The following is a 25,562-nucleotide window of genomic DNA, read 5'->3' as shown; positions in this document are numbered from 1 at the left end:
CGGATTGCTGTCTGCTGGGGGCCAGAACGGTTTGCAGGTCGAATATGAGGGCGGGAAGGGCGCTGGGGGCTGGGGTAGGGTGAGAAAGTGAGCCGTTTGCCGGGGGCATCTGATCTGGTGATGCGGACGCTCCATGCTCTGCGGACCAAGGGAATGGCCGACGAGGAGGCAGTTGCCCAGGCCGCAGGGGTGGGCACTGAGCAGGCTGGTGCGGTGCTGGCCGAACTGGCCGAGCATGAATGGGTGCGCTATCGGGATGGCCAGCGGGCCAAGGGGTGGATGCTTTTGGGCGCCGGCCGGGCAGAGGGCGAGAGGCTGGTGGCCGCCGAGGTGGACGCTTCCGGAGCGCGGGCCCAGATCCATGGGTTGTACCGGTCGTTTCTGGTGTTGGACCCCGAGTTGAAGGCGGCTTGCACCGACTTCCAGGTACGGAGCGACCAGACGCTGAACGACCATACCGACCCGGACTACGACAACGGGGTCATCAGCCGCCTGGCCGATGTCAACCGGCGCGTCCAGCCCGTCATCGCCCAGTTGTCCGAGGCCTTGGACCGCTTCGGCCACTACGGAGGGCGGCTCCAGAGCGCCTTGGATCGGGTGTTGGGCGGCGACACCGACTGGTTCACGAAGCCGTCTTTGGATTCCTACCATGAGGTGTGGTTCGAGCTGCACGAAGATCTCCTGGCTACCTTGGGAATCGACCGGGCAGCCGAGCAGGCCGCCGAGGTCTAAGGAGGGATCATGGCTCGATTCGGCAAGGTGTTGACCGCCATGGTCACGCCATTTCGCGACGACGGCTCGCTTGACCTGGACGCGGCCGCCCAGATGGCCCGGTGGCTGGCGGACAATGGAAACGACGGCCTCGTGGTGGCAGGCACCACCGGCGAGGCGCCGACCCTCACCCACGACGAGCAGATCGAGCTCATCGGCGCAGTCGCCGCGGCGGTGGACATCCCGGTGGTGGCGGGGACGGGCAGCAACGACACCGCCGCCGCAGTCGAGCTCACCGAACGGGCCACCGGGGCCGGGGCCGACGGCGTCCTGCTGGTGGCGCCGTACTACAACCGGCCCTCTCAAGCCGGTCTGGCCCGACACTTCCGGTCGGTGGCCGCGGCCACCAGCCTTCCGGTTGTCATCTACGACATACCCGTCCGCACCGGGCGCAAGGTGGACACCGCTACCCTGCTGGAACTGGCCCATGGAGTGGACAACATCGTCGGCCTCAAAGACGCGGCAGGCGATCCGGCAGAGACGGCCAAGTTCATTGCCATGGCCCCCGACGGCTTCGAGGTGTACAGCGGCGACGACAGCCTCAACCTGGCGTTGCTGGCGGTAGGCGCCGTGGGGTTCATCAGCGTGGCCGCGCACTGGAGCGGTGCCGAGCACACGGAGATGATCGCGGCCTTTGAGAGCGGCGACGTCGCGGCTGCCCGCCGGATCAACGCCGGCCTGATCCCGTCGTATGACTACGAGACGGGGCCGGTCGCCCCCAATCCCATTCCGGCCAAGGCCATGATGAGGCTCATCGGGCTGTCGGTTGGCCGGTGCCGCCCGCCGCTGGACGTCGAGCCCGACGGCTTGGCCGAGGCCGCGGCGAGCGTTCTGGCCGGCACCCGACTGGGGGCCCATGTTTGAGCCGTTCCGGATCGCCTGCGGGTCTCCGGCGGCGATGAGCAGGATCTGAGCCAGTGGCCGAGTCAGTGAAGATCACCTTCTTGGGGGGGTTGGGCGACATCGGGAGGAACTGCGCGGTCATCGAGTGCGGCGGGGAGGTGCTCCTTTTGGATTGCGGAGTGCTGTTTCCCGACGAGGACATGCCCGGCGCCGATTTCGTGCTGCCCGACTTGGAGTATCTGCGCGACCGGGCCGATCGCATCGTGGGCTGCATCTGCACCCACGGCCATGAGGACCACATCGGAGCGCTGTCCCACGCGCTGGACTGGCTGTCGTTCCCGATTTACGCCTCGCCGTTCACCCTGGGATTGATCCGCCACCGGCTCGAGGAGCGGGGGGTTGTCGACCGCACCACCCTCATCCCCATCGGCGATCACCACCGCGTGCCGATCGGGTCGTTCGACTGCGAGTTCATACCCGTCACCCACTCGGTTCCCTCCGGGCTGATCTCGGCCATCCGAACCCCTCAGGGGGTGATCCTGCATTCCAGCGACTTCAAGCTCGACCTCAACCCGGTTGACGGCCGACGAACCGACCTCGCCCGCATCGGGGCCATCGCCCACGACGAGGGGGTGCGGCTCCTGCTGTGCGATTCCACCAACTCGGAGATACCCGGCAGTTCCCGCTCAGAGTCAGAGGTGGGAGAGGTGCTGCGAGGGGTGTTCGCCGCCCATCCCGATCAGCGGCTGATAGTGGCCGCGTTCGCCAGCCACATTCACCGGGTCCAGCAGGTGGCGGACGGGGCAGTGGGATCGGGGCGCAAGGTGGCCACGCTGGGACTCTCCATGAAGCGCAACTTCGCCCTGGCCCGGGAGTTGGGCCTGCTCCGGCTGCCCGACCACGCGGTGATCGACGTGTCTGAAGCCGAGCGCTATCCGCCCGGGCAGGTTTGCGTGGTGGCCACCGGGTCGCAGGGAGAGACCCGCTCGGCCCTGGCCATGGCCGCCACCGGCGACAGCCGCTGGATCGACATCGGCGCCAACGACACTGTGGTTTTGAGCTCCAGCCCGATTCCCGGCAACGAGGCCCGGGTCGCCCGCATGATCAACAATCTGGTGCGCCGGGGGGCTGATGTGGTGCACAGCGGCCAGCTGGAAGTCCACACCAGCGGCCACGGCAAACAAGACGAGCTGCGCACCTTGCACACCGTGGCCGACCCCGAGTACTTCGTGCCGGTCCACGGCGAGAGCCGCCACCTCGCGGCCCACGCCGCGCTGGCTACCGAGATGGGCATGCCCTCAGATCGGGTGATTCTGGCCCGCGACGGCGAGCAGGTGGAGTTGAGCGACCGCGGCCTGGCCAACCGGGGGCAGGTCACCTCGGGGGACTACTACTACGTGAGCGGGAGGCTGATCGAGAGCGGCCGGGAGCTGTTTGGCGAGCGATTCATCCTTGGAGGCCAGGGAGTGGTCAACGTGGTGGTGGTGGTGAGCCGCGCCGAGGGTCGATTGCTGGCTCGCCCCGCCTTCGAGAGCAAGGGTTGGGTCGGGGCCGACCGCGTCTCGGATCTGGAGCAAGCCGGCGCCGACGAAGTGGCGGTTGCGGTGGCCAAGCACCTGGCCTCGGGAGAGGCCGACGGCTTGGAGCGGGTGGTGCGGCGGGCGGCGGGCCAGTTCGTCAACCACAACACCGGCCGCCGCCCGGTGATCGTTCCCGTCGTGATCGAGCTCTGAGCGCGCCGGCCCCAATCAGCGCACGGTTCAAGCCGCTATCCCGATGGATGGGGTTGGCGGTCAGCGCGGCGTTCTGAGCGCGCCGGCCCCAATCAGCGCATGGTTCAAATGCAAACCATTGGTTGCTGGTGTTGTCAGTGGTACGTTTGTGGTTGTTGTGGCTGCTCGAACCGCTCGCAAACCCTCTCCCAAGGCCGGCGCGAAGACTGGCGCCAAAGCCAAGACCGCTGCTCGCAAGAAGACGGAGTCCAAGCCTGACGGCAGGTTGAGGCAGGCGTCGGCCGCGGTCTGGGCCAGCCATCGCGGCGATATAACCGCGGTGGGATTCGTCCTCGCCGGGTTGCTGGCCGCTTGCGGCATCTGGGCGGATGTGGCCGGCCCATTCGGCGAGGGGCTGCGAATTGCGGCCAGCGCGCTGATCGGCTCGGTGCGAGTGGTGGCCCCTATAGCGCTGGTGGGGATCGGCGTAATGCTGCTGCGGGGCCCCCGGCCCGGCGATGCCGCCGCCGAAGACGCCCACGACAGCCCGATCGTCGACGCCGGCGGCAATTCTGCCCGGTCCGAGCTCGTGCTGGCCGTGCGACTGGGTATCGGCACTGCCCTGATGCTTTTTTCCACCACCAGCCTCCTGCACATCACCCTGGGGCGCCCCGGCATCGCCGACTTCGACGACTTGGCGGGCGCGGGCGGGGCGCTGGGCTTGGCCGCCGGGGGCACTTTGGCCGCCGCGATGGGCGAGTGGGGAGCAGGCCTGGTGATGGGCGCACTGGGATTGCTGGGCGCGGTGGTGCTCACCCGGGTGTCGTTGCGGACCTGGGCCCGCCGGATAGACGGCGCCAAGCTCAAGGCCGGCCTGGGCCGGATCATCTGCTCCTTCTCGACCAGAGGCCCAGCGCCGGCGGCGTCTGGCGATGCAATTGCCGGCCCCGGGGAGTCCGAGCCGCCCCCCGTTGAGGAAGTGGCTGCCCCCGCCTCGCTCCCCGAGCCCGAGCCGGCGCCCGATGCTGCGTTCTCGCCGCCGGCACCCGAGCCGGCCCCTGAGCCGACGCCCACTTTGCCTGCCTCCGATTCCGAGTGGCAAGCGCCGACCATCGTTGGCGACAAGGCGCCCCGGTCATCGAAGTGGAAGCTCCCTTCCCTCGATCTCTTGGCCGGGACCGGCCCCCAGCAGATCGACCAGCAGCAGGCTGCCCAGATGGGCACCGCGTTGGAGAGGGCCTTGGCCGACCACGACGTGGGAACCAAACTGGTGGGAATGGTGGTGGGCCCCACCGTGACCCGCTACGAACTGGAGCTGGCCCCGGGGGTCAAGGTGAGCCGGGTCACCAGCTTGAGCAAGGACATCGCCTACGCCATGGCCTCGCCCGACGTCCGCATCCTGGCGCCGATCCCCGGTCGGCAGGCCATCGGCGTGGAGGTGCCCAACCGCGACCGCCAGGTGGTGTCGCTGGGCGGCATTCTGGGATCGGACGAAGCCGGCAAGTCCACCCATCCCCTAGAGGTGGCCATCGGGAGGGACATCAATGCCAAGCCGGTGATGATGGACCTTTCTCGGATGCCCCACATCCTGATCGCCGGCGCCACCGGGGCGGGTAAGTCCTCTTGCATCAACTCCATGATCACCTCGGTGCTAATGCGCTCCACCCCCGACCAGGTCCGCATGATATTGGTCGACCCGAAAATGGTGGAGATGACCCAATACGAGCATGTGCCCCACCTGCTCACCCAGCCGGTGACCGACCCCAAAAAAGCGGCCAACGCCCTGGCCTGGGCGTGTCGGGAGATGGACCGCCGCTACGAGATCCTGGCCTCGGTGGGTGTCCGCGACATAGACGGCTACAACGATGCCTGCGACCGGGGCGTCTTCGAGAACGACCGCCGATTGGGAATCGACGAATCCGAGCCCAAAGAGCGGATGCCGCTCATCTTGGTGGTGGTGGACGAGCTGTCCGATCTGATGATGGTGGCCCCCCGCGACGTTGAGGATTCCATCTGCCGAATTGCCCAGAAAGCCCGGGCAGTGGGCATCCACCTGGTTATCGCCACCCAACGGCCGTCCATCAACGTGATCACCGGCGTGATCAAGGCCAACATCCCGGCCCGGCTGGCCTTCGCGGTGTCCAGCCAGACCGACAGCCGGGTGATCCTCGACCAACAAGGTGCTGAGCGCCTGGTGGGCCAGGGCGACATGCTGCTGCTCAGCCCCACCTCCACCTCAGCCCAGCGCATCCAGGGCGCCTGGGTGACCGAGGCCGAGGTCCGCGGCGTGGTGGCCTTCTGGAGGCGCCAGGCCGCAGCCATGGGGCACAACAGCACACCCGCGCCGATTACCTCCGACGGGGGAGACGGCGACGACGATCCCTTGGCGCCGGCGCCGTCAACCGCTTCTGGCGGCGGTGGCGATGACGATGACGAGCTCTTGGCTCAAGCGATGAGGCTGGTGGTGGCGAGCCAGCTGGGCTCCACGTCGATGCTCCAGCGCAAGCTCCGGGTGGGGTTCGCCCGAGCCGGTCGGCTGATGGACCTGCTGGAGCAGCGGGGCGTGGTGGGCCCATCGGAGGGGTCCAAGGCCCGAGAGGTGCTGATGGCCCCCGATGAGCTTCCCTGAATCATCCCGCTGAAGCGTCGGTAGTCTCTTCTTGTGACATTGGCCGCGGTGTTTTTGGCGGGGGGCCTCCTCGTGCTGGCTGTTGGCGCCGACCAGCTGGTTGTCGGCGCGTCCCGGCTGGCGTTTGCCCGGGGCATCTCACCGATTGTGATCGGAGCGCTGGTCATCGGCTTCGGCACCAGCGCACCCGAGATGCTGGTTTCCGGCTTGGCCGCAGCCGACGGAGACGTGGATTTGGGGGTGGGCAATATCGTCGGGTCCAACGTGGCCAACCTGAGCCTGGTGCTGGGCGTCTCCGCGCTGGTGGCCGTTTTGGCTGTCGGGGGACGTCACATCAGGGTGGCCAACAGCACCCTGTGGCGAGAGGGAACGGTGTCGATTGCCGCTGCCCTGCTGTTCTGGTTGCTGGTCCAGGATGGATTGGAACGCTGGGAGGGCATCGTCTTGCTGGCGGCGTTTGTGCTGGCCATGGCCGTCATTTTGTGGCGACCGGCCCATGTCGCCGACGCGGCGGAAGTCCTCCCCACCGATAAGCCGATCAACCAGCCCTCCGAGCTGGTTCGCACCGTGCTGGGGCTGGCGGCCACGGTGGTCGGTGCTCAGCTGGCGGTGACCGGCGCGGTGGACATCGCCCACGAGGTTGGCCTGGGCTCTGGGTTCGTCGGGCTGTCGCTGGTGGCATTCGGCACATCGCTGCCCGAGCTGATCACCGGGGTGCAGGCTGCCCGCCGAGGGGAGGCCGATCTCTTGGTGGGGAACATCTTGGGCTCCAACACGTTCAACAGCCTGCTGGTGAGCGCGGTGGTGGCGCTGGTCGGACCTGGGCCGCTGGTGGACGGAAACCTCTCGGGGCTGGCGGTGTGGATCATGGTGGGCATCTCCGTCAGCGCATGGCTGCTCATGTTCGGCGGAGACGGCTTGCAGCGGTGGTGGGAGGGGGCGTTCTTGCTGGCTGTCTACCTGGTGTCGATGCCGTTCTTGATCTCCGGCAGCCCAGATGAAGCAGGAATTGCCGCACCTAGCGAGACCGCGGTTGAGGCGGTGGTGCCAGTCTGGGACGCTGATGGCTTGGGCTTCGACTCCGCGTAGTCTGAGCGTGGTGCGCCGGTTTTGGGTTGAGACGCTGGGATGTCCCAAGAATCAGGTGGATTCCGAAAAGGTCGCAGGTCTGCTGGTTCGCGATGGCATGACCGCCGCCGCGACCCCCGAAGAGGCCGACCTCGTGGTGGTGAACACCTGCGCCTTCATCGAGGAGGCCCGCCAAGAGTCGGTGGACACGGTGCTGGCGCTGCGCTCGGCGGCGGCCGATGCCGAGTTGGTGGTCACCGGATGCATGGCCGAGCGCTACGGCGCCGAATTGTCCGATGCCTTGCCGGAGGCCGACCGGGTGGCCGGATTCGGCGTGCCGGTTGCCATCGGGGCCAAGCCATCGGCTGATTCTCCACCAACAGACGAGCTCCCGTCCTTCGACCTGCTGAATCTGCCCCGGCCGCCGGCCGACGCGCCGTGGGCCTACGTGAAGATCGCCGAAGGATGCGACCGCCGCTGCGGGTACTGCGCCATCCCCAGCTTCCGGGGGCCGCAGCGCTCCCGTACGGCGGAGGCCATCGTGGCCGAGGTGGAAGGGCTCGGGGTGCGTGAAGCGGTGCTGGTGGCCCAGGATCTGGCCTCCTACGGGCGCGACCAGGGCCGGGGAGAGCGGGGGATCATCCCGCTGGTGGAGTCGCTTTGCCGCCGGGTCGACTGGGTGCGCCTGCTGTACCTGTATCCGTCCGACCTAACCGACTCGCTCACCGACGCCATCTGCGCCACCGGCGTGCCCTACTTCGACCTTTCGTTGCAGCACGTTTCCCGCCCGCTTCTGGCCCGAATGCGCCGTTGGGGCGACGGCGACCGCTTTGCCGCTCGCATCTCGGGCATCCGCCAGCGCCAGCCCGAGGCGGTCTTCCGGTCGAATTTCATCGTGGGCTATCCCGGTGAGACCGAGGCCGACCACGATGCCCTCCTCGATTTCGTTGCCGACGTGGGCCTCGACTGGTGTGGGTTCTTCACCTATTCCGCGGAGGCGGGCACCCACGCCACCACCTTGGATGGAGAGGTTCCTCCCGAGCTGGCCGCCGAACGCCGCCGGGAGCTGGCCGAAGTCCAGGACGAGATCACCGCGGCCAAGCGTGACCAACTCATCGGCCGCGAGGTCGAAGTACTGGTGGACGCCCCCGGCATGGCCCGCAGCTATCGAGAAGCTCCCGAGATCGACGGGATCATCTCCGTGCCCGATCGCTTGAGCGTCGGCCAATTCCACACCGTGCGGGTGGCTGGGGCAATGGGCACCGACCTGATGGCCGAGGCAGTGGCGCCATGACGCAGGTGGGCGCCTATTCCTGGGCCGATCTGCGGTTGACGGCCAACTTGATCACGCTGGGGCGCATCGTGCTTTCGCCGCTGCTGTTTGTACTGATTTTGGCCGCGTCCGACAGCGGGGGCACATCATGGGCCGTGGTGACGGTGGGCTGGGTGCTGGGGGCCAGCGACTACTACGACGGCTGGGTCGCCCGTTCGTCGGGCAGTGTGAGCCGTTGGGGAGCCTTTTTGGATCCGCTGGCCGACAAGGTGATGATCTTGGGGGCTTGCTGGTGCTTTGTGGCTGTGGATCGGTTGTTCTGGGTGCCGGTGATGGTCATCACCTTGCGGGAGCTGCTGGTGAGCGCCGCCCGCACTCGGTGGGCCCGAGACGGTCTCTCGCTGCCGGCCCGTCGCTTGGCCAAGCTGAAGACTCTGGTGCAGGGCGGGGCCCTCACCGTGGCCGCCCTGCCACCGCTTGAGCAGCACGACTGGACACCTTCGCTGGCCATTTGGCTGGCGGTGGTCATCACCGTCTATTCCGGCTGGCGCTACCTGGCCGACGGACGGGCCGGGGCTATTGCCGCCTCCAACCGGTAACGGCCGCCCTGCATTTGCGGTTTTGGCGAATCACATAATGCTGCCACCAACCAGTAGGCGGCCGTTGGCGGGGGTATAGCCTCCGGGCGTGAATTGTGAGGTCATCGCGGTGGGAACCGAGCTCTTGCTCGGACAGATTGTGGACACCAACTCGTCGTGGATCGGCGAGCAGCTAGCGCTGGCCGGTATCGATTCGCACCACCAGGTCAAGGTGGGCGACAACTTCGAGCGCATGAGGGCGGTGTTGGAACAGGCCTTGGACCGCAGCGACTCGGCCATCATGTGCGGCGGGTTGGGCCCCACCCAAGACGACATCACCCGAGATGTGATCGCCGCCGCGCTGGGAGTGGATCTGGTGCGGCGCGACGACATCGTGGAGCGCATCTCGTCTGTCTTCGGGGGCCGAGGGCGGCCAATGCCGGAGAACAACCTGCGCCAAGCCGACATTCCCGACGGCGCCGAGGTGCTGCCCGTGATGCCCGGCACCGCGGCGGGCTTCAAGATCGAGAGCGGCGGCAAGGCGGTGTATGCCGTGCCCGGCGTGCCTTGGGAGATGCAGCAGATGGTGGGGGAGTGCGTGCTTCCCGACCTCAAGGCGCGGGCCGGGATCACCGCGGTGATCAAGAGCCTCACGCTGCGCACCTGGGGCAACTCAGAGTCGGGGCTGGCTGAGAAGCTCCACCAAGAGATCGAGCGGCTCGACGAGACCGGCGAATGCACCATCGCCTTTTTGGCCTCCGGCATGGAGGGACTCAAGGTTCGGCTCACCGCCAAGGCTGCGAGTGAGGCCGATGTGGATGAGATCTTGGCCAACGAGGAGCAGATCGTGCGGGGCATCATCGGCGACATCGTGTTCGGGGTCGACGACGAGACCATGGAGTCCGCGGTGCTCGACGCCCTGCGGGGCCGGGGGTGGACGCTGGCGCTGGCCGAGTCGCTCACCGGCGGGCTCATCGGTTCCCGGCTCACCGCCGTGCCAGGGGCCAGCGATGTTTTCCGGGGCGGGCTGGTGTCCTACGCCAGCGACGTGAAGTTCGACTTGCTGGAAGTGCCCGAGGGTCCGGTGGTGAGCGAAGCGGCCGTGACCGCCATGGCCCGCGGCGCCGCTGGGCTGCTGGGCGCCGACTGCGCCATCGCCGTCACCGGCGTGGCCGGCCCCGGCCCCCTCGACGGCGAGGATCCCGGCACCGTCTGGATGGCCACCCTGGTGAACGGCGAAGTCGAGGCCACCCGGGTCAAGTTCCCCTTCGACCGCGAGCGCACCCGCCAGTTCACCACCGTCTCGATTCTCAACAACCTCCGCATGAGGGTCCTCGCTGGGCGGTAGACGCCCTCTTGGCGCAGTGAGAGCGGGCCGGTTGGCCTAGACCTCGGGGTTGACGACCCCCGACAGCATTCCGCCGTCGGCGATGAACTCCGACCCGGTGCTGTAGGAGGAGTCGTCGGAGGCCAAGTAGGCGGCCAGGCGGGCGATCTCGACGGGCTGGGCAGCCCGGCCGAGGGGAAGCATGGCATAGACCTGATCCCGAGCCTCGTCGGTGATGGCGTCGCCCAGGGTCTCGGGGGCGGTCATGGGGGTCTCCACCCCGCCGGGGTGGATGGAGTTGACCCGGATGCCGTGCTTGCCCAGCTCCAAAGCGGCGTTCTTGGTCATTCCCCGCACCGCGAACTTGGAGGCGGTGTAGGCCACGGTGCCGCCGTAGCCGGTAATGCCGTTGGTGGAGCTGATGTTCACGATCGAACCGGCCCCGCCCTCGATCATGGCCGGGACGGTGTACTTCATGCCCAGGAAGACGCCCACCTGGTTGATGTTGATGACCCTCATGTAGTCCTCAAGGGTGGTGTCCACCATGGACACGCCGAACAGGAGCACCCCGGCGTTGTTCACCAGCACGTTGGGCGGGCCGTAGCGACGGGTGGTCTCGGCTACCGCGGCCTGCCACGCCTTCGGGTCGGTCACGTCCAAGGGAAGGTAGTGGGCATCGGGGCCCACATCGGCGGCTACCGCCTCACCCTGGTCGTGGAGCACGTCGCCGAACACCACCTTGGCCCCCTCGGCGGTGAAAAGCCGCACCTCGGCCTCGCCTTGGCCCCGGGCGCCGCCGGAGATGATGGCCACCTTTCCATCGAGCCTTCCCATTTCAGCTCTCCTCTCCCACGAGATCGCGGTCGAGCCGCAGCGAGGCCGAGTTCATGCAGTAGCGCTCGCCGGTGGGGTGGGGGCCGTCGGGAAAGATGTGGCCCAGGTGGGCGCCGCACGCTCCGCACACCGCCTCGGTGCGGACCATGCCATGGCTCTGGTCGGTGTGGCGGTCTACCTTGCCTCCGGCCATCTCCTCGTAGAACGACGGCCAGCCGGTGCCCGAGTCGTACTTGGTGTCCGACGAGAACAGCGGCTCGTCGCACACCCGGCAGCGGTACATGCCCTCGTCTTTGCAGTCCCAGTACTCGCCGGTGAAGGCCCGCTCGGTACCGGCTTGCTGGGTTATGTGGTACTGCTCGGCGGTCAGCCGCCGACGCAGTTCCTCGTCGGTGAAGGTTTGCTCTGCCATGGCGCTCACCGTATCCGATTCCTGCGGCAAACAGGCAGGTGGGGGCGGCAGGGGTTGCCCACGGCGGTTTGGCATGGCTGCGGATTGTTGCGGCAAACAGGCAGTTGGGGGCGGCAGGGTACTTGTGGAATTGACTTGTCGAAACTACGCTTATGTCATTCATCGGGGTCAAACTGTCACCGGTCGTCTTTAGAGTGTGGCTCGACATTCCCCCACAAGTTCGCAGCCGCGATACCCACAACCTGAAGGAGGAGATGTGGAGCGAGAAAAGGCACTAGAGATGGCCCTCGGCCAGATCGAGAAGCAATTCGGACAAGGCGCCGTCATGAAGATGGGCGAGAAGGGCACCATGGCCATCGAGACCACCCCCACCGGGGCGCTCGCCCTCGACTTGGCGCTGGGCGTCGGAGGGCTGCCCCGGGGCCGGGTGGTGGAGATCTTCGGCCCGGAGTCCTCGGGCAAGACCACCCTGGCGCTGCATGCGGTGGCCGAGGCCCAGCGGAATGGGGGGATCTGCGCGTTCGTCGACGCCGAGCACGCCCTCGACCCGGTGTACGCCAAGGCCATCGGAGTGGATGTAGATGAGCTGCTCATCTCGCAGCCCGACACCGGTGAGCAGGCCCTGGAGATCACCGACATGTTGATCCGGTCGAGCGCGCTCGACGTGATCGTCATCGACTCGGTGGCCGCCCTCACCCCCCGGGCCGAGATCGAGGGGGACATGGGCGACACCCACGTGGGCCTCCAGGCCCGCCTTATGTCGCAGGCCCTGCGCAAGCTAACCGCCAACCTCAACAGGTCCAAGACGGTGTGCATCTTCATCAACCAGCTTCGGGAGAAGATCGGCGTGATGTTCGGTTCGCCCGAGACCACGCCGGGCGGCCGGGCGCTGAAGTTCTACTCGTCGGTCCGCCTCGACATCCGTCGCATCGAATCCCTCAAGCAGGGGGTGGATGTGATCGGCAACCGCACCCGGGTGAAGGTGGTCAAGAACAAGGTGGCACCGCCGTTCCGGCAGGCCGAGTTCGACATCATGTACTCCAAGGGCATCAGCCGGGAAGGCTCGCTGCTCGACGTTGGGGTCGATCTGGGCTTCGTCGAGAAGTCCGGGGCCTGGTTCACCTACGAGGGCGAGCACCTCGGCCAGGGCCGGGAGAAGGCCAAGGCGTTTTTGGCCGAGCATCCCGAGATCATGGTGGAGATCACCGACCGGGTGTGGAACACCGTCAAACCTCCGGTCGAAGAGGAGGCGGCGGAAATCGAGGCGCCGGCTGCGCAAACCGGCTAGTGGGCCAACAGCAGTCGACGGGTAGCCTGGCGGGGTGAGCCGCAGCTATTTCATCCGCACCTACGGGTGCCAGATGAACGAGCACGACACCGAGCGCATCGCCGGGCTTCTGGAGGACGAGGGTATGACGTCGTCCGACACCATGGAATCGGCCGACGTCATCGTGCTCAACACCTGCTGCATCCGTGAGAACGCCGACAACAAGCTGTACGGCCAGCTAGGCCAGCTCAAGAGGCTAAAGCAGGGCCGTCCCGACGTGCAGATCGCGGTGGCCGGCTGCCTGGCCCAAAAAGACCGCGGCCTTATTCGGGAGCGGGCCGACCACGTGGACGTGGTCTTCGGCACCCACAACGTGTACCGGGCCGCCGAACTGATCGGCGCCGCGGCCGACGGCCCGATCGTGGAGATCCTGGAAGAAGCGGTCGAAGACGACCGCGACAGCTTTCCCTCCGCGTTGCCGGTGCGCCGCGAAGCCCCCTACGCCGCGTGGATGACAATCCAGGTGGGCTGCGACAACGCGTGCGCCTTTTGCATCGTGCCCTCAGTGCGAGGAGCAGAGATCAGCCGACCGCTGGAGATGCTGGTAGCCGAGGCCGCCGATCTGGTGGCCGGCGGAGTCACCGAGATCACCCTTTTGGGCCAGAACGTCAACTCTTACGGCCGCGATCTCCAGCGTGAGCGCCGCAAGGCCGGCGAGCATGTGCCGCTTCGCCCCCTGTTCGCCGACTTGCTGCGGGCCATCGGCGCGGTGGACGGCATTGAGCGAATCCGGTTCACCAGCCCCCATCCCAAAGACCTGCGCCCTGAGACCATCGAGGCCATGGCCGAGGTTCCCGCGGTGTGCGAGCACCTGCACCTTCCTCTGCAATCGGGCAGCGACCGGGTGCTGGCCGCCATGCACCGGGGCTACTCCGCCGAGCGATACCTGGAGCGGCTGCGGGCGGCTCGCGACGCGGTGGACGATCTAGCGGTGTCCACCGACATCATCGTGGGCTTCCCCGGCGAGACCGAAGACGACTTCGAGCAGACCCTGCTGGTGGCTGCCGAAGCCGAATACGACTCGGCGTTCACCTTCGTCTTCTCTCCCCGCCCGGGGACCGAGGCGGCCGAGATGGCCGACCGGTTCTGCGACCCCGACGAGGTCAAGGACCGCTTTGAGCGGCTCCGAACCGTCGTGGACCGCTCCAGCCGCCGGGGCAACCAGAACCGCATCGGCCGCCGCGAGGAGGTGGTGGTGGAAGGACCGTCCAAACGAGACCCCGATATGCTCACCGGCAGGACCCGCCAGAACCGCCTGGTCCACTTCCCCTCCCCGCAGAGTCTGAAGCCGGGAACGTTCGCCGCGGTGGATGTGACCACGGCCGGCGCCCACCATCTGCGAGGAGACTTGGCCGAGGTCACCGCGCCTGCCCGCTGGCGCATCCGCATCCCGGTGGCGGCGCTCTGAGCGGCTCGCCGGGCACCGACCAGGGCGGCATGCCGCCGGCACTGGCCATCGTAGGGGTCACCGCTTGCGGCAAGTCGGCGCTGGCGCTGGACGTGGCCCGTCGGCTGGGCGATGCAGAGATAATCTCGGTGGACTCAATGCAGGTGTACCGGGAGATGGACATCGGCACCGCCAAGCCCACCGATGCGGAGCGGGATGAAGTGCGCCACCACCTCATCGACGTGGCCGATCCGTCGCAGGACTACTCCTTGACCATGTTCCAACAAGCGGCCCGCCAAGCTCGGTCTGAGATTGCCGACCGCGGCCGGGCAGCGGTGCTGGTAGGGGGCACTGGGCTCTACCTCCGGGCGGTGATCGACGACCTAGAGATCCCCGGCCGCTTTCCCGAGACGGAGGCTGTCCTGGAAGAGGAGCCCGACACCGAGGCCCTGCACCGCCGACTGGGCGAGCTCGACCCGGTGGCCGCGGCCCGCATGGCGCCCACCAACCGGCGGCGGATCATTCGGGCTCTGGAGGTGACGGTGGGCAGCGGCCGCCCGTTCTCGTCGTATGGGCCGGGGCTGAGCACCTACCCGCCTCGCGACACCCTCCAGATCGGCCTGCGGCTGTCCCGGGCCGAGATCGACCGCCGGATCGAACAGCGCTGTCGCCAGCAGATGGCCGACGGCTTCTTGGCCGAGGCAGAGGCGCTGGCCAGTCGCCGGCCGCCGCTCTCGCGCACCGCGTCGCAGGCTTTGGGGTACAGGGAGCTGCTGGCCCATCTCAACGGCCAGATGTCTCTGGACGAGGCGGTGGCGCTGGCCGTCACCCGCACCCGGCGGTTCGCCCGGCGCCAGGAGCGGTGGTTCCGCCGCGACCCCCGCATCATCTGGTTGGACGCCGACGCCGAGTCGTTGGCCGGGCAGGTCATTTCCCGATGCTCCCCACACCTCGCCCGAACATGACTCTTGGAAATGGGTGCGCGGACCGAGGGTCGGGAGTTGCCAGACTGGAGCCTATGCAGCTGACCAAGCATCACGGCTTGGGGAACGATTTTCTGGTTGCGCTGCCCGAAGCGCTGCCCGCTGACGCGCCCGCTATGGCCCAGGCGATGTGCCACCGCACTCGGGGCGTGGGCGCCGATGGCCTGATTCTGGGCTTGCCCGGCGATCCTGTCTCGGGCACTGATGTCACCATGGTTTTGTTCAACGCCGACGGGAGCCGGGCCGAGATGAGCGGCAACGGCATCCGCTGCCTGGCCCAGGCGTATGTGCTGCAAGGCGGCCGGGGCCGTGCCCGGGGGGGGCTGGAACTGCGGATCGGCACCGATGCCGGTGTGCGCACCGTTCAGGTGGATCCTGCCCACGACCCCGCGGCGATCCAGGCTCGAGTGGACATGGGGCCGGTGAGTGCCGGTCCCGGGCCGGAGAGCATCGGCTATCCCGATGGCCTGCGGTGCGCGACCGCGGATGTGGGCAATCCCCATCTGGTGATCCAGGTGCCCGATGCCCGGGGCGTGGACGCAGCTCTAGACGGCGCCGAGCTGTCGCGCCGTGCCGGCGGTGTCAACGTGGAGTTCATCAGCCCGCATGCCGATGGCCGCGGCATCGACCTGAGGGTGTGGGAGCGGGGCGTGGGAGCGACCGAGGCGTGCGGGACCGGGGCGTGTGCTGCCGCTCAGGCGGCCCACAACTGGGGGCTGGTCGGTTCGGTGGTCGCGGTGTCCATGCCCGGCGGCGATGTGGTGGTGGAACTGGGCGACACCGCAGTATTGGTCGGTCCTGCGGTCTTCATTGCGACGGTTGACTGTGGCTGACAACGGCAACCGCGCCCGGAGACGCCCCGACCTCGGCTTCGAAGCCGATACCCACAGAGGCGGGTTCGGAACCCATGGCGGGGAGTCGGGAACGTTCATCGAGCGGGTTTTTCGGGAGCGGATCGTGTTGGTGGGGATGACCCTTGGCGGTGCTGACGCGGCCTGCACCGACGCCGGTCTGGACGAGCTGGCCAACCTGGTCGACACTGCGGGGGCCGACGAGGTGGGGAGGGTGGTCCAGCGCCGCCGCGCTCCTGATCCGTCCACCTATATCGGCAAGGGCAAGGCCGATGAGCTCGTCGGCATATGCGAGCACCTCGACGCCGACACCGTGGTGTTCGACGACGAGCTGAGCCCGGCCCAGCAGTTCAACTTGGAGAAGCTCCTCGGCCGCACAGCCATCGACCGCACCGCGGTGATCCTGGACATCTTCGCCCAGAATGCCAGCAGCCAGGAGGGACAAGCCCAGGTGGAGCTGGCCCAGCTCCGCTACCGGCTGCCCCGTTTGCGCCGAGGAGGCGGGTTCAGCCAGCAAGCCGGGGGGATCGGCACCCGGGGACCGGGCGAGACCCAGCTTGAGGTGGACCGCCGTCGCATCCAGCGCCGCATCCACAAGCTGGAGGCCCAGCTCCGCGGCATCGCCAAGAACCGCAGCGTGCAGAGCCGGGGTCGGCGGAGATCGGCGCAGAGCGCGGTGGCCATCGTCGGCTACACCAACGCGGGCAAGTCCCGGCTGCTCAACCGGCTCACCAACTCGGATGTGCTGGTGGAGAACCGGCTGTTCGCCACCCTCGATGCTGCTACCCGCCGCCTAGAGCTCCCAGGAGGAGAGCGGGTGCTGTTGACCGACACCGTCGGCTTTATCCAGAAGCTGCCCCACCAGCTAGTGGAGGCGTTCAAGACGACGCTCGACGTGGTGGCTGAGGCCGACCTGCTGGTGCATGTGGTGGACGCCGCCAGCCCCGACCCCGACGTCCATATCGCCGCGGTGCGCCAGGTGCTGAGGGAGATCGGCGCGGGGGCGGTTCCCGAGTTGCTGGTGTACAACAAGTGCGATCTGCCGGCTACCGAGGACATGCCCCTCGGTGCCGGCAAGGACGCCTTCATGGTCTCGGCGGCCACCGGCGAGGGAACCGGCAAACTGCTGGCAGCTTTGGCCGACGAGCTGCGCTCCAACGCGGTCGTCGTCGAGTTGTTGGTGCCCTACGCCCGGGGCGAGGTGCTGGCCGCGGTGCGGCGGGCCGGGCAGGTGCTGGCCACCGATACCGACGATGTCGGGTATAGGATCAGGGCCCGACTGGATCCGGTGTCGGCTGCCCGGCTGTCGGAGTGGGCGGTGGGGTAATGGCCGGATTCGTACCCCCGCCCTATCCCTACGATCGCCTCGACGATCTGCGGGCGGTGGCCGATGGCTTTGACGGCGGTTGTGTCGACCTGTCCGTGGGGGCGCCGTCGGACTCGCCCCCTTCTGCGGTGGTTGAGGCGCTGTCGGCCTCCGGCGCCGAGCGGGGCTATCCGGCGTCGCTGGGCTCTGGCGCCTACCGGGAGGCGGCGATGGGCTGGCTGGCCCGCCGGTTCGACATCGACACCTCTGAGGTCGCCATAGCCGGCTGCGTGGGCACCAAGGAGTTCGTGGCCTCGCTGCCCCATTACCTGAAGCTGCGGGATCCCAGCCGGGACACTGTGCTGTACCCCGCCATCTCATATCCCTCATATGCCATGGGGGCCGTTCTGGCCGGCTGCCGGGCGATCCCGGTGCCGGTGGACGCCCAGTGGCGCCTCGACCTCGATGGGGTGGACTCAAGCGATGCCGCCCGCGCCCTGTGCTTATGGGTCAACACTCCGGGCAACCCCGCAGGCGGGCTTGAGGCTCTGGCGGCCGTCGCCCAATGGGGGAGGGATCACCGGGTGCCGGTGTTCAGCGATGAGTGCTACATCGAGTACACCTGGGGCGCCGGCCGCGGCGCCAGCATCCTGCATCACGGTGTTCGGGGAGCGATGGCGGTTCACTCCCTCTCGAAGCGGTCGAACATGGCCGGAATCCGGGCGGGGTTCTATGCCGGCGATCCCGAGTTGGCGGGCTATCTGTCCGAGGTTCGCAAGCACGCCGGGATGATGATTCCCGGCCCCGCGCAGGCCGCCGCGGTGGCCGCGTTCAACGACGACGCCCATGTCGATGCCCAGCGGGTTGTCTACACGTCTCGCCTCAACCGTCTGCGGGCGCTCTTCTCGGCCTATGACCCGGAGGTGGCCCTGCCCGGCGGCGGACTGTATCTGTGGGTGGCGTCTCCCGACGGAAATGGGTGGACACTGGCCCGCCGAGTGGCCGAGGAGTTGGGGGCGCTGGTCAGCCCGGGCGAGTTCTACGGCCCGGCAGGGGCCGGCCACGTCAGGGTGGCCGCGGTGGCCCCCGACGCCCGCTTAGACCTGCTTGAACAGCGAATGGCGCCCTGATGCGAGGATACCGTGGGGCCATTGGCAACCGCCGGCAACGGCGATGCCGGACGACGATGAACGAGACCATTGCGAGGTTGAGCGAATGAGCGATCTGCAAGCCCGGATCGAGGCACTATGGGCTGACCCGACCCCGATCACCGATGGCGATCCCGATGCCCGGGCCGCGGTCACCAGCGCTATCGACCTGCTGGACAACGGGGCCGCCCGGGTGGCTGAAGTGGGCGACAGCGGTGATGTCGTGGTCCACCAGTGGCTCAAGCAGGCCATTCTGCTGCTTTTCTCCATGGCCCAGATGGAGACCATGGAGTTGGGGCCGTTCGAGTATGCCGACAAGATTCCCCTCAAGTCCGACTACCAGGCTGCTGGTGTGCGGGTGGTGCCCGGGGCGTCGGCCCGCTGGGGATCGTTTCTGGACCGGGGCGTGATAATGATGCCCAGCTATGTGAACATCGGCGCCCGGGTGGGGGCCAACACCATGGTCGACACCTGGGCCACTGTGGGATCGTGCGCCCAGATCGGGGCCAACGTCCACCTGTCCGGCGGGGTGGGCATCGGCGGGGTGCTGGAACCCCCCCAGGCAGTGCCCGTATTGGTGGGCGACGACTGCCTGGTGGGCAGCCGCTGCATCGTGGCCGATGGTGCTCGGCTAGGCGACGGGGTGGTCTTGGGCGCGGGGTGCGTGCTCACCGGATCGATCCCGGTGATCGACGCCGCCACCGGCGAGGAGTTGGGCCGCGGCTTGGTCCCCGACTGGACGGTCGCAGTGTCGGCCACCCGGCCCCGGGAATTCGCCGGCGGGACGTTCGGCATGCCCTGCGTCTTGGTGATCAAGCATCTTGAGCCTGGCGAGCGCCATGACAAGGCCCAGCTGAATGCCGTGCTCCGCGACCACGGAGCGGCGACGTAGTGGTGTTTCGTCCTCAGGCTGTCGGTTCTGGGCGTCCAGCGGGCACCGGCCTGTCGAAGATCTTCGACGGAGTGCGGCGATGAGCGCTGATCTGTCGGCCAAGGGTTGTCGAGTGCGGCGATGAGCGCTGATCTGCTGGTCGAAACGGCCGAGTTGATCGATGTGGCATCGGTGTCCTACGAGGAGGGCGCGATCGCCGACCTCATCGAGGCTCGGCTGAGGGCCGTGCCAGGGCTCACCGTGGATCGTGTGGGCGACAACGTGGTGGCCCGAACCGATCTAGGGCGGCCCCGGCGGGTGCTGATCGGTGGCCACAGCGACACTGTGCCTGCCAACAACAACGCGGTGGCCCGCATCGACGGCGATGTGGTGTGGGGTCTGGGGGCCGCGGACATGAAGGCGGCTCTAGCGGTCATGCTGGATTTGGCCGCGAGGGTCGCCGAGCCTTCGGTCGATGTCACATGGCTGTTCTATGCCCGCGAAGAAGTGCGAATTGCCGACAGCGGGCTTCGGGAGGTTTTCGACGCCCGCCCCGACCTGCTGGCGGCCGACGCGGCCCTCTTGGGCGAGCCCACCGGTGGAGCGGTGGAGGCGGGCTGCCAGGGGTCGATGCGGGCAGTGGTGACATTGACCGGCGCTCGGGCCCACACCGCCCGACCTTGGATGGGGGTCAACGCCATTCACCGGTTGGGCACACTGTTGAGGCTGGTGGAGGCGCACGAGCCTCGTACTCCGGTGATCGACGGGTGCCAATATCGGGAGTCGCTTCAGGCAGTGGCCGTCAGCGGCGGGGTAGCCGGCAATGTGGTGCCTGACCGCGCCGAGGTCACCCTGGGCTATCGATACGCTCCCGACTTGGACGGTGCTGCCGCCGAAACCGCCCTGCGAGCACTGTTGGCTCCGGTGCTGGACGACGACGACCACTTCGAGGTGACCGAGCATGCGCCGGGCGCCCCGCCGGGCTTGGGCCATCCGGTGCTGCAACGACTGGTCAGGGACAACAACCTGGAGATCAGGGCCAAGCTGGGGTGGACCGATGTGGCCTTCTTCGCCGAGCAGGGCATTCCTGCGGCCAATTGCGGGCCTGGCGACCCGACGCTGGCCCACACTGCTGAAGAGCGGGTGGATCGAGCTGCGGTCGAGTCGTATCGGCTCTGTTTGGAAAACCTTCTCACCGCGGGCTGAAGCTCTCCGCTGAAATTTCCAAAACGCCAGCTTGACAGGCACATTTGACCTGCTGGCCGACAAACTGTCACCGCGGTCTGGACAATGGTCTCATGGCTTTACCCATGTTTGATCAACCATTGGCCCGTCCCGCATTGGCGTTGGCGCCCGACTACCGCCCTGAGCTGCCGGCATCCCGGCGATTGCCGGCCAAGGTGTACTGGTTTCGGCGAGCGCTGACCGTGTCCGCCTTGTTTCTCGTGCTGTGGGCCAGTTCGCTCCTAGCCGCCAAGCTCCACTGGTCGCTGTCCCCCGAGGTGCCGGCCGCGGGGCTGTCCCAGTCAGAGCCGGCTTATGTGATCGTGGGCGACACCGCCCTGCCGGTCAGCTCCCGCGGCCGCTGATCAGCCGGGTGCGGTGGGAATGGGGGCCGATCAATGAGCGAGATAGCGCAAGAACAGGGTGTGGCCCTGGGCCAGCACCCGCACCAGCTTGAGCCGGTCGATCCGGGGAGGGGCGCCTTGCGTCATGCGAGGGGTATCGCCACCGGCCAGCGTTGGCGAGATCGTCCAGCACATCTCGTCCAACACCCCTGCGGCCAAGATCTGGCCGTTGAGACTGGGCCCGCCCTCGGCCAGCACAACCCGGGCGCCCGATTGGCCTATCCGGCGCAACACCTCGGGCAAGTCCACGCGGTGGGTGCCCAGCCGATGGACTGCCGCTGCCGCCTCGGCCCGGGCCAGGCGATCAGGGGGCGGGTCGGCCACGGTGAACAGCATCGGCGGGGGGTGGTCGTCGAACAGCGGGGCGGTGAAGTCAAGATCCAGCGAGCGGCTCACCACGGCCACGCGCGGCCTCGGCGATTGGCCCCGGCTTGCTCTGGCCTCGGCCGCCTCCGGGCAGGTCTTGGGCGGCCCATAGCCCTCGCGCCGCACGGTCTCTGCCGCGACCAGTATCACGTCGGACACTGCCCGGATAGCCGCGAAAACCTCGCGATCCTCCGGGCTCGACAAGCCGCCCGACACGCCGCTGGCCGATGTCGCGCCGTCTGCGGAGGTGACCATGTTCAACATCAGCCATGGGCGGTCGGGGTGCGGGTCGCGGCTGTCAGACGCATACAGAGCGACCGGGTTGACGTCGGAGACAAACCGAGGGAGCAGCTGATCCACCTGCTGCCGACCGTAGCAGGCGTCTCGGTTCGGCGAGTCTCCGGATATTCACCTGAAATCCACAGGGAATCCCTATTCTCCTCCTTACTGTCCACAGGCTTCATGCTCTACGGTGGTTTTCTGCTGCGGTGTGAGGGGCCGGAATGGTGGCTGGCGCCGACGACCATAGTGGGGTTCAGGCGACTCCTTGAGGGGTCCAGCCCGGCGCTTGAGCGGGCTGGCAGGTCTCATGATGAGGCTCCTTTGACCTGGCCGCTCACGCCGCAGCCTCAAGCGTCACCGCTAGAATATGAGGGGGGAATGCGCTTATCAGGGCCGCATTCCTTGGAGGAGTGCTGATGGCTCTGGCATCTGACCGCACCAGGATCGGCCTGAGCCGCTACTACAGCCGTGCCGACAGCCATCCCTACGACGACGTGGTCTGGCGCCGCCGCGATGCCAGAATCACCGGTGCCGATGGCGAGGTCGCCTTCGAGCAGGCGAATGTGGAGTTTCCGGTCGACTGGTCGGTCAATGCGGGCAACATCGTGACCCAGAAGTACTTCCGAGGCGGATTGGGAACCCCGGAGCGGGAGACTTCCCTGCGCCAGGTAATCGACCGGGTGGTGGACACGCTGGTGGCGTGGGGCACCGAGTCGGGGCATTTGGCCGAGTCCGAGGAAGCCGAGGCGTTCGCCGACGAGCTTCGCTGGCTGCTGGTCCATCAGCGTGCGGCGTTCAACTCGCCGGTTTGGTTCAACCTCGGGGTTCCCGGCGCGGTGCCGCAGTCATCCGCCTGTTTCATCCTGGCGGTAGACGACACCATGGAGTCGATCCTCGACTGGTATGGGGAGGAGGGTCGCATTTTCAAAGGCGGGTCGGGGGCGGGCGTCAACTTGAGCCGCATCCGTTCCCGGCGGGAGAAGATGAGCGGCGGGGGTGCCCCCAGCGGCCCAGTGAGCTTCATGCGGGGGGCCGATGCGTCGGCCGGCACCATCAAGTCGGGGGGCAAGACCCGGCGGGCAGCCAAGATGGTGGTGCTGGACGCCGACCACCCCGATGTGGCCGAGTTCATCTGGTGCAAGGCCGTTGAAGAGCGCAAGGCCAGGGCACTTCGAGACGCCGGGTTCGACATGGGTCTCGACGGCGCCGATGTCCACTCCATCCAATATCAGAACGCCAACAACTCGGTTCGGTTGAGCGACGAGTTCATGTCTGCGGTGGTAGATGACGGGGAGTGGCATCTCACCGCTCGCACCACCGGCGAAATAGTTGAGAAGGTGTCGGCTCGAGGCTTGCTGGCTCAGATCGCGGACGCCGCCTGGGAGTGCGCCGACCCCGGGGTGCAGTTCGAGACCACCATCAATCGATGGAATACGGCGGCCAACTCCGGGCGGATCACCGCCAGCAACCCCTGTTCGGAATACCTCCACTTGGACAACTCCGCCTGCAACCTGGCCAGCTTGAACCTGCTGTCTTTCTTCGACGCCGACGGTGGGTTCGACGTGGAGGGCTTCAGCGCTGCGGTTCGGGTGATGACCGTGGCTCAGGAGATCTTGGTCGGCCCATCGCACTATCCCACTGAGCGGATCGGGGCCAACACCCGTCGGTTCCGCCAACTGGGCTTGGGCTATGCCAATCTGGGCGCCGCGCTCATGGCCTTGGGCCTGGCCTATGACTCTGACGAGGGCCGGGGACTGGGCGCCTCGGTCACCGCGCTGATGACCGGTGTGGCCTACGAGATCTCAGGCCGCATGGCCGCCCGCCTCGGCCCGTTCGAGGGATTCGCCGAGAATCGGGAATCAACCCAGCGGGTGTTGCGGATGCACCGGGACGCGCTGAGCCGACTGGAAGGCGAGCCGGTGCCCCAAGACGTGCTCGACGCGGCTCGGGCCGCGTGGGATGCCGCGGTGGAGTGGGGGGACACAGCAGGCGTCCGCAACTCTCAGGCCACCGTGCTGGCGCCCACCGGCACCATCTCGTTCATGATGGACTGCGACACCACTGGCATCGAGCCCGATTTGGGCCTGGTGAAGACCAAGAAGCTGGTGGGCGGCGGCACCGTGTCAATCGTCAACCAGACGGTCGGCCGGGCGCTGCATCGACTGGGCTACAGCCCCGCGCAGGTCGCCGACATCGAGGCCCACGTTCAAGAGCGGGGCACGGTGGTGGGAGCGCCCCATCTGGATGAGGCCCACTTGCCGGTGTTCGCCTGCTCCATGGGCGACAACGCCATCTCACCCAACGGCCATGTCGCCATGATGGCCGCGGTGCAGCCCTGGCTCTCGGGGGGCATAAGCAAGACGGTCAACGTCCCCGAGGACACCTCAGCGGCAGAGGTGAAGCAGCTGTTCGTGGATGCTTGGCATATGGGGGTCAAGGCCCTGGCTGTGTACCGGGACAACTGCAAGCTGGGACAGCCGCTGTCGGTAGCCGGCGCCTCGGCCGCCCAGCCCGATCAGGCCTCGGGTTCGGCAGTGGAGCCGCAGTCGGCACAGCCTGAGCGCCGTCGGCTGCCCCGGTCCCGCTCCAGTCGTACTTTCGAGTTCCGGGTGGCCGACTGCAAGGGGTTCGCCACCGTAGGTGAGTACGAGGACGGCCGCCCCGGCGAGATCTTCATCCGGGTGTCCAAGCAGGGCTCCACGCTGGCCGGGGTCATGGACGCGTTCGCCATGGCGGTGAGCCACGGCCTGCAATACGGGGTGCCGCTGCGGGCCTATGTGGATGCCTTCACCGGCATGCGCTTCGAGCCGGCCGGGATGACCGACGACCCCGAGGTCCGCATCGCCACCAGCCTGATCGACTATCTCTTCCGCAAGCTGGCGGTGGAGTACCTCGAGCCCGAGGAGCGATTCGGCTTGGGCATCTACACCACCGACGAGCGCATCCAACCCACCCTGCCCGGCGTGGAGGAGCAGGTTCCGGTCACTGTGTCCGGCCATGTTGTGGAGCCCGACCCGCCGTCGCCGTTCACCCGGCAAGCCCCTCGGGACGCGGCTGCCCCGGTCTGCTTCGATTGCGGCGTCCTCATGGTCCGGGCCGGAAGCTGCCACGCCTGCCCCGGCTGCGGCACCACCTCCGGCTGCTCCTAGCCGGCCGGTTTTCCCTGAAACATCTTGCTAACCCACAGCCGCAGCCGGCTTTGAGCTCTCGGCCAGAATCCTCGACAGGTCGACACAGCGATCAATTTCTGCAAGCAGGTCCTCCATCCCATAGTGAACCGGCTGGATTGCAGAGCGCAGGCCCCTCGCTGGCCATCTTTGGCTGAGCTGCTTGAGGAGGTCGAGAAACGGCTTGGTCTCAGTGACCCGTTCGGCGCTTCCGCTCGGCAGCTGCGCCAGCCATCCAAGAAGGGCTCTTCGAAGCACGAGTGGCCGCAAAGGGGTGCGGTCGTACATGTTCCATACGTTGGTGACCAGCCCTCCGAATGTCTCCCCTGCGTCGGCGTGGCTCTGCTCGGCCAGCCAGGTGCATCTCGCCCAGTGGTCGGCCTTTCTGGGTTTACGGGCCCGGATGGGCGTACCGACCGCAGGTTCAAGGGGTGGTCGCAAGTCACCCCAGCGAGCTTCAAAACTCCCGTCATGTCGAATGGCCATGGCCGCTTTGTTGGCCAAAACCTCCCAAATGAAGTCTGGATCTTCGCCCATGAGGGATTCGTCTTCCAGAATCCTGGAATCACGGAACGCCTTGCCGATAACCCATGCCTTGGTGAATGCCGCAGGGATGCTTGCATGGGACGTTGATGAGCCTTGCTCAGCTGCTTGGTCCAGCACAGAGTCGATCCGGCGATCGAGGTTGTCGGCTGCTGCGAAGTGGTGGGGCAATCCCGAATGACGACCGCGGGTGAACACCTGAGCCAGAAGATCGCCGTTTGACGACCGGTATCGCAATATCCCGGGCATCATGCCC

General features: G+C 67.3%; 22 protein-coding genes. 18 read left to right on the top strand and 4 right to left on the bottom strand.

The window, feature by feature from the left end:
• Positions 1–87 precede the first annotated feature (87 nt).
• The 8 genes from ACOGXA_RS07960 (at position 88) to ACOGXA_RS07925 (ending at position 10,222) form a co-directional block, all read left to right on the top strand.
• Positions 88–732 (top strand): transcriptional regulator, encoded by a 645-nt coding sequence (locus ACOGXA_RS07960; protein WP_419926729.1) that lies wholly within the window; start codon positions 88–90, stop codon positions 730–732.
• Between the two features lie 9 nt (positions 733–741).
• On the top strand, positions 742–1,635 hold the full coding sequence (dapA, locus tag ACOGXA_RS07955) for a 4-hydroxy-tetrahydrodipicolinate synthase (RefSeq protein ID WP_419926728.1): 894 nt from the start codon (positions 742–744) through the stop codon (positions 1,633–1,635).
• A 53-nt stretch (positions 1,636–1,688) separates the two neighbouring features.
• A complete protein-coding gene (locus tag ACOGXA_RS07950) occupies positions 1,689–3,347 on the top strand; it encodes a ribonuclease J (protein WP_419926727.1) in 1,659 nt (552 codons plus the stop codon).
• A 157-nt stretch (positions 3,348–3,504) separates the two neighbouring features.
• Complete coding sequence (locus ACOGXA_RS07945; protein WP_419926726.1) at positions 3,505–5,955, top strand: DNA translocase FtsK; 2,451 nt, start codon at positions 3,505–3,507, stop codon at positions 5,953–5,955.
• 33 nt (positions 5,956–5,988) lie between these two features.
• Positions 5,989–7,044, top strand: coding sequence for a sodium:calcium antiporter (locus ACOGXA_RS07940; RefSeq protein WP_419926725.1), 1,056 nt, complete (start codon positions 5,989–5,991; stop codon positions 7,042–7,044).
• On the top strand, positions 7,019–8,317 hold the full coding sequence (gene rimO / locus ACOGXA_RS07935) for a 30S ribosomal protein S12 methylthiotransferase RimO (protein ID WP_419926724.1): 1,299 nt from the start codon (positions 7,019–7,021) through the stop codon (positions 8,315–8,317). The genes ACOGXA_RS07940 and rimO overlap by 26 nt, the downstream gene beginning before the upstream one ends.
• Positions 8,314–8,895, top strand: a complete 582-nt coding sequence (locus ACOGXA_RS07930; protein WP_419926723.1) for a CDP-alcohol phosphatidyltransferase family protein — start codon at positions 8,314–8,316, stop codon at positions 8,893–8,895. Before rimO ends, ACOGXA_RS07930 begins: the two co-directional genes overlap by 4 nt.
• Positions 8,896–8,983: 88 nt before the next feature.
• Positions 8,984–10,222, top strand: coding sequence for a competence/damage-inducible protein A (locus tag ACOGXA_RS07925; protein WP_419926722.1), 1,239 nt, complete (start codon positions 8,984–8,986; stop codon positions 10,220–10,222).
• A gap of 36 nt (positions 10,223–10,258) precedes the next feature.
• Here ACOGXA_RS07925 and ACOGXA_RS07920 read toward each other — a convergent pair whose 3' ends face one another.
• Both ACOGXA_RS07920 and msrB read right to left on the bottom strand, forming a co-directional pair.
• On the bottom strand, positions 10,259–11,035 hold the full coding sequence (locus ACOGXA_RS07920) for a glucose 1-dehydrogenase (protein WP_419926721.1): 777 nt from the start codon (positions 11,033–11,035) through the stop codon (positions 10,259–10,261).
• A 1-nt stretch (position 11,036) separates the two neighbouring features.
• A complete protein-coding gene (gene msrB, locus ACOGXA_RS07915) occupies positions 11,037–11,447 on the bottom strand; it encodes a peptide-methionine (R)-S-oxide reductase MsrB (protein WP_419926720.1) in 411 nt (136 codons plus the stop codon).
• Between the two features lie 280 nt (positions 11,448–11,727).
• Between msrB and recA the strand changes: the two genes are divergently transcribed.
• The 9 genes from recA (at position 11,728) to ACOGXA_RS07870 (ending at position 20,909) form a co-directional block, all read left to right on the top strand.
• Positions 11,728–12,735, top strand: a complete 1,008-nt coding sequence (gene recA / locus ACOGXA_RS07910; protein ID WP_419926955.1) for a recombinase RecA — start codon at positions 11,728–11,730, stop codon at positions 12,733–12,735.
• Between the two features lie 34 nt (positions 12,736–12,769).
• Entirely contained in the window at positions 12,770–14,182 is a 1,413-nt protein-coding gene (gene miaB / locus ACOGXA_RS07905) for a tRNA (N6-isopentenyl adenosine(37)-C2)-methylthiotransferase MiaB (RefSeq protein WP_419926719.1), read from the top strand.
• Between the two features lie 29 nt (positions 14,183–14,211).
• Positions 14,212–15,126, top strand: a complete 915-nt coding sequence (gene miaA / locus ACOGXA_RS07900) for a tRNA (adenosine(37)-N6)-dimethylallyltransferase MiaA (RefSeq protein ID WP_419926718.1) — start codon at positions 14,212–14,214, stop codon at positions 15,124–15,126.
• Between the two features lie 53 nt (positions 15,127–15,179).
• The gene (gene dapF / locus ACOGXA_RS07895; RefSeq protein WP_419926717.1) at positions 15,180–15,977 is read left to right on the top strand and encodes a diaminopimelate epimerase; all 798 of its coding nucleotides are present in this window, start codon (positions 15,180–15,182) and stop codon (positions 15,975–15,977) included.
• Positions 15,970–17,322 carry a GTPase HflX gene (hflX, locus tag ACOGXA_RS07890; protein ID WP_419926716.1) on the top strand — a complete coding sequence of 451 codons (1,353 nt, stop codon included), beginning with the start codon at positions 15,970–15,972 and terminating at the stop codon, positions 17,320–17,322. Before dapF ends, hflX begins: the two co-directional genes overlap by 8 nt.
• Positions 17,322–18,431, top strand: a complete 1,110-nt coding sequence (locus ACOGXA_RS07885) for an aminotransferase class I/II-fold pyridoxal phosphate-dependent enzyme (RefSeq protein WP_419926715.1) — start codon at positions 17,322–17,324, stop codon at positions 18,429–18,431. Before hflX ends, ACOGXA_RS07885 begins: the two co-directional genes overlap by 1 nt.
• Before the next feature lie 85 nt (positions 18,432–18,516).
• On the top strand, positions 18,517–19,341 hold the full coding sequence (locus ACOGXA_RS07880; protein WP_419926714.1) for a 2,3,4,5-tetrahydropyridine-2,6-dicarboxylate N-succinyltransferase: 825 nt from the start codon (positions 18,517–18,519) through the stop codon (positions 19,339–19,341).
• A gap of 120 nt (positions 19,342–19,461) precedes the next feature.
• Positions 19,462–20,526, top strand: a complete 1,065-nt coding sequence (gene dapE / locus ACOGXA_RS07875) for a succinyl-diaminopimelate desuccinylase (RefSeq protein ID WP_419926713.1) — start codon at positions 19,462–19,464, stop codon at positions 20,524–20,526.
• A 104-nt stretch (positions 20,527–20,630) separates the two neighbouring features.
• A complete protein-coding gene (locus tag ACOGXA_RS07870) occupies positions 20,631–20,909 on the top strand; it encodes a hypothetical protein (protein WP_419926712.1) in 279 nt (92 codons plus the stop codon).
• Between the two features lie 30 nt (positions 20,910–20,939).
• On the opposite strand, the gene ACOGXA_RS07865 is transcribed toward ACOGXA_RS07870, so the two are convergent.
• Complete coding sequence (locus tag ACOGXA_RS07865; RefSeq protein ID WP_419926711.1) at positions 20,940–21,674, bottom strand: dihydrofolate reductase family protein; 735 nt, start codon at positions 21,672–21,674, stop codon at positions 20,940–20,942.
• A gap of 338 nt (positions 21,675–22,012) precedes the next feature.
• Here ACOGXA_RS07865 and ACOGXA_RS07860 point away from each other — a divergent pair, with 338 nt between their 5' ends.
• Positions 22,013–24,745 carry a vitamin B12-dependent ribonucleotide reductase gene (locus ACOGXA_RS07860; RefSeq protein WP_419926710.1) on the top strand — a complete coding sequence of 911 codons (2,733 nt, stop codon included), beginning with the start codon at positions 22,013–22,015 and terminating at the stop codon, positions 24,743–24,745.
• Between the two features lie 27 nt (positions 24,746–24,772).
• Here ACOGXA_RS07860 and ACOGXA_RS07855 read toward each other — a convergent pair whose 3' ends face one another.
• A complete protein-coding gene (locus ACOGXA_RS07855; RefSeq protein WP_419926709.1) occupies positions 24,773–25,555 on the bottom strand; it encodes a hypothetical protein in 783 nt (260 codons plus the stop codon).
• Between the last annotated feature and the right edge of the window lie 7 nt (positions 25,556–25,562).

Origin of the sequence: Candidatus Poriferisocius sp., assembly GCF_965208475.1 — a bacterium.
Lineage (GTDB): Bacteria > Actinomycetota > Acidimicrobiia > Acidimicrobiales > Bin134 > Poriferisocius.
This window is presented reverse-complemented; position numbering and strand designations above follow the sequence as displayed.

Coding starts and splice junctions, on each gene's coding strand:
- dapA (WP_419926728.1), top strand. CDS start 742: ATGGCTCGATTCGGCAAGGTGTTGACCGCCATGGTCACGCCATTTCGC.
- rimO (WP_419926724.1), top strand. CDS start 7,019: ATGGCTTGGGCTTCGACTCCGCGTAGTCTGAGCGTGGTGCGCCGGTTT.
- ACOGXA_RS07930 (WP_419926723.1), top strand. CDS start 8,314: ATGACGCAGGTGGGCGCCTATTCCTGGGCCGATCTGCGGTTGACGGCC.
- ACOGXA_RS07920 (WP_419926721.1), bottom strand. CDS start 11,035: ATGGGAAGGCTCGATGGAAAGGTGGCCATCATCTCCGGCGGCGCCCGG.
- msrB (WP_419926720.1), bottom strand. CDS start 11,447: ATGGCAGAGCAAACCTTCACCGACGAGGAACTGCGTCGGCGGCTGACC.
- recA (WP_419926955.1), top strand. CDS start 11,728: ATGGCCCTCGGCCAGATCGAGAAGCAATTCGGACAAGGCGCCGTCATG.
- miaA (WP_419926718.1), top strand. CDS start 14,212: ATGCCGCCGGCACTGGCCATCGTAGGGGTCACCGCTTGCGGCAAGTCG.
- dapF (WP_419926717.1), top strand. CDS start 15,180: ATGCAGCTGACCAAGCATCACGGCTTGGGGAACGATTTTCTGGTTGCG.
- ACOGXA_RS07885 (WP_419926715.1), top strand. CDS start 17,322: ATGGCCGGATTCGTACCCCCGCCCTATCCCTACGATCGCCTCGACGAT.
- ACOGXA_RS07880 (WP_419926714.1), top strand. CDS start 18,517: ATGAGCGATCTGCAAGCCCGGATCGAGGCACTATGGGCTGACCCGACC.
- dapE (WP_419926713.1), top strand. CDS start 19,462: ATGAGCGCTGATCTGCTGGTCGAAACGGCCGAGTTGATCGATGTGGCA.
- ACOGXA_RS07870 (WP_419926712.1), top strand. CDS start 20,631: ATGTTTGATCAACCATTGGCCCGTCCCGCATTGGCGTTGGCGCCCGAC.
- ACOGXA_RS07860 (WP_419926710.1), top strand. CDS start 22,013: ATGGCTCTGGCATCTGACCGCACCAGGATCGGCCTGAGCCGCTACTAC.
- ACOGXA_RS07855 (WP_419926709.1), bottom strand. CDS start 25,555: ATGCCCGGGATATTGCGATACCGGTCGTCAAACGGCGATCTTCTGGCT.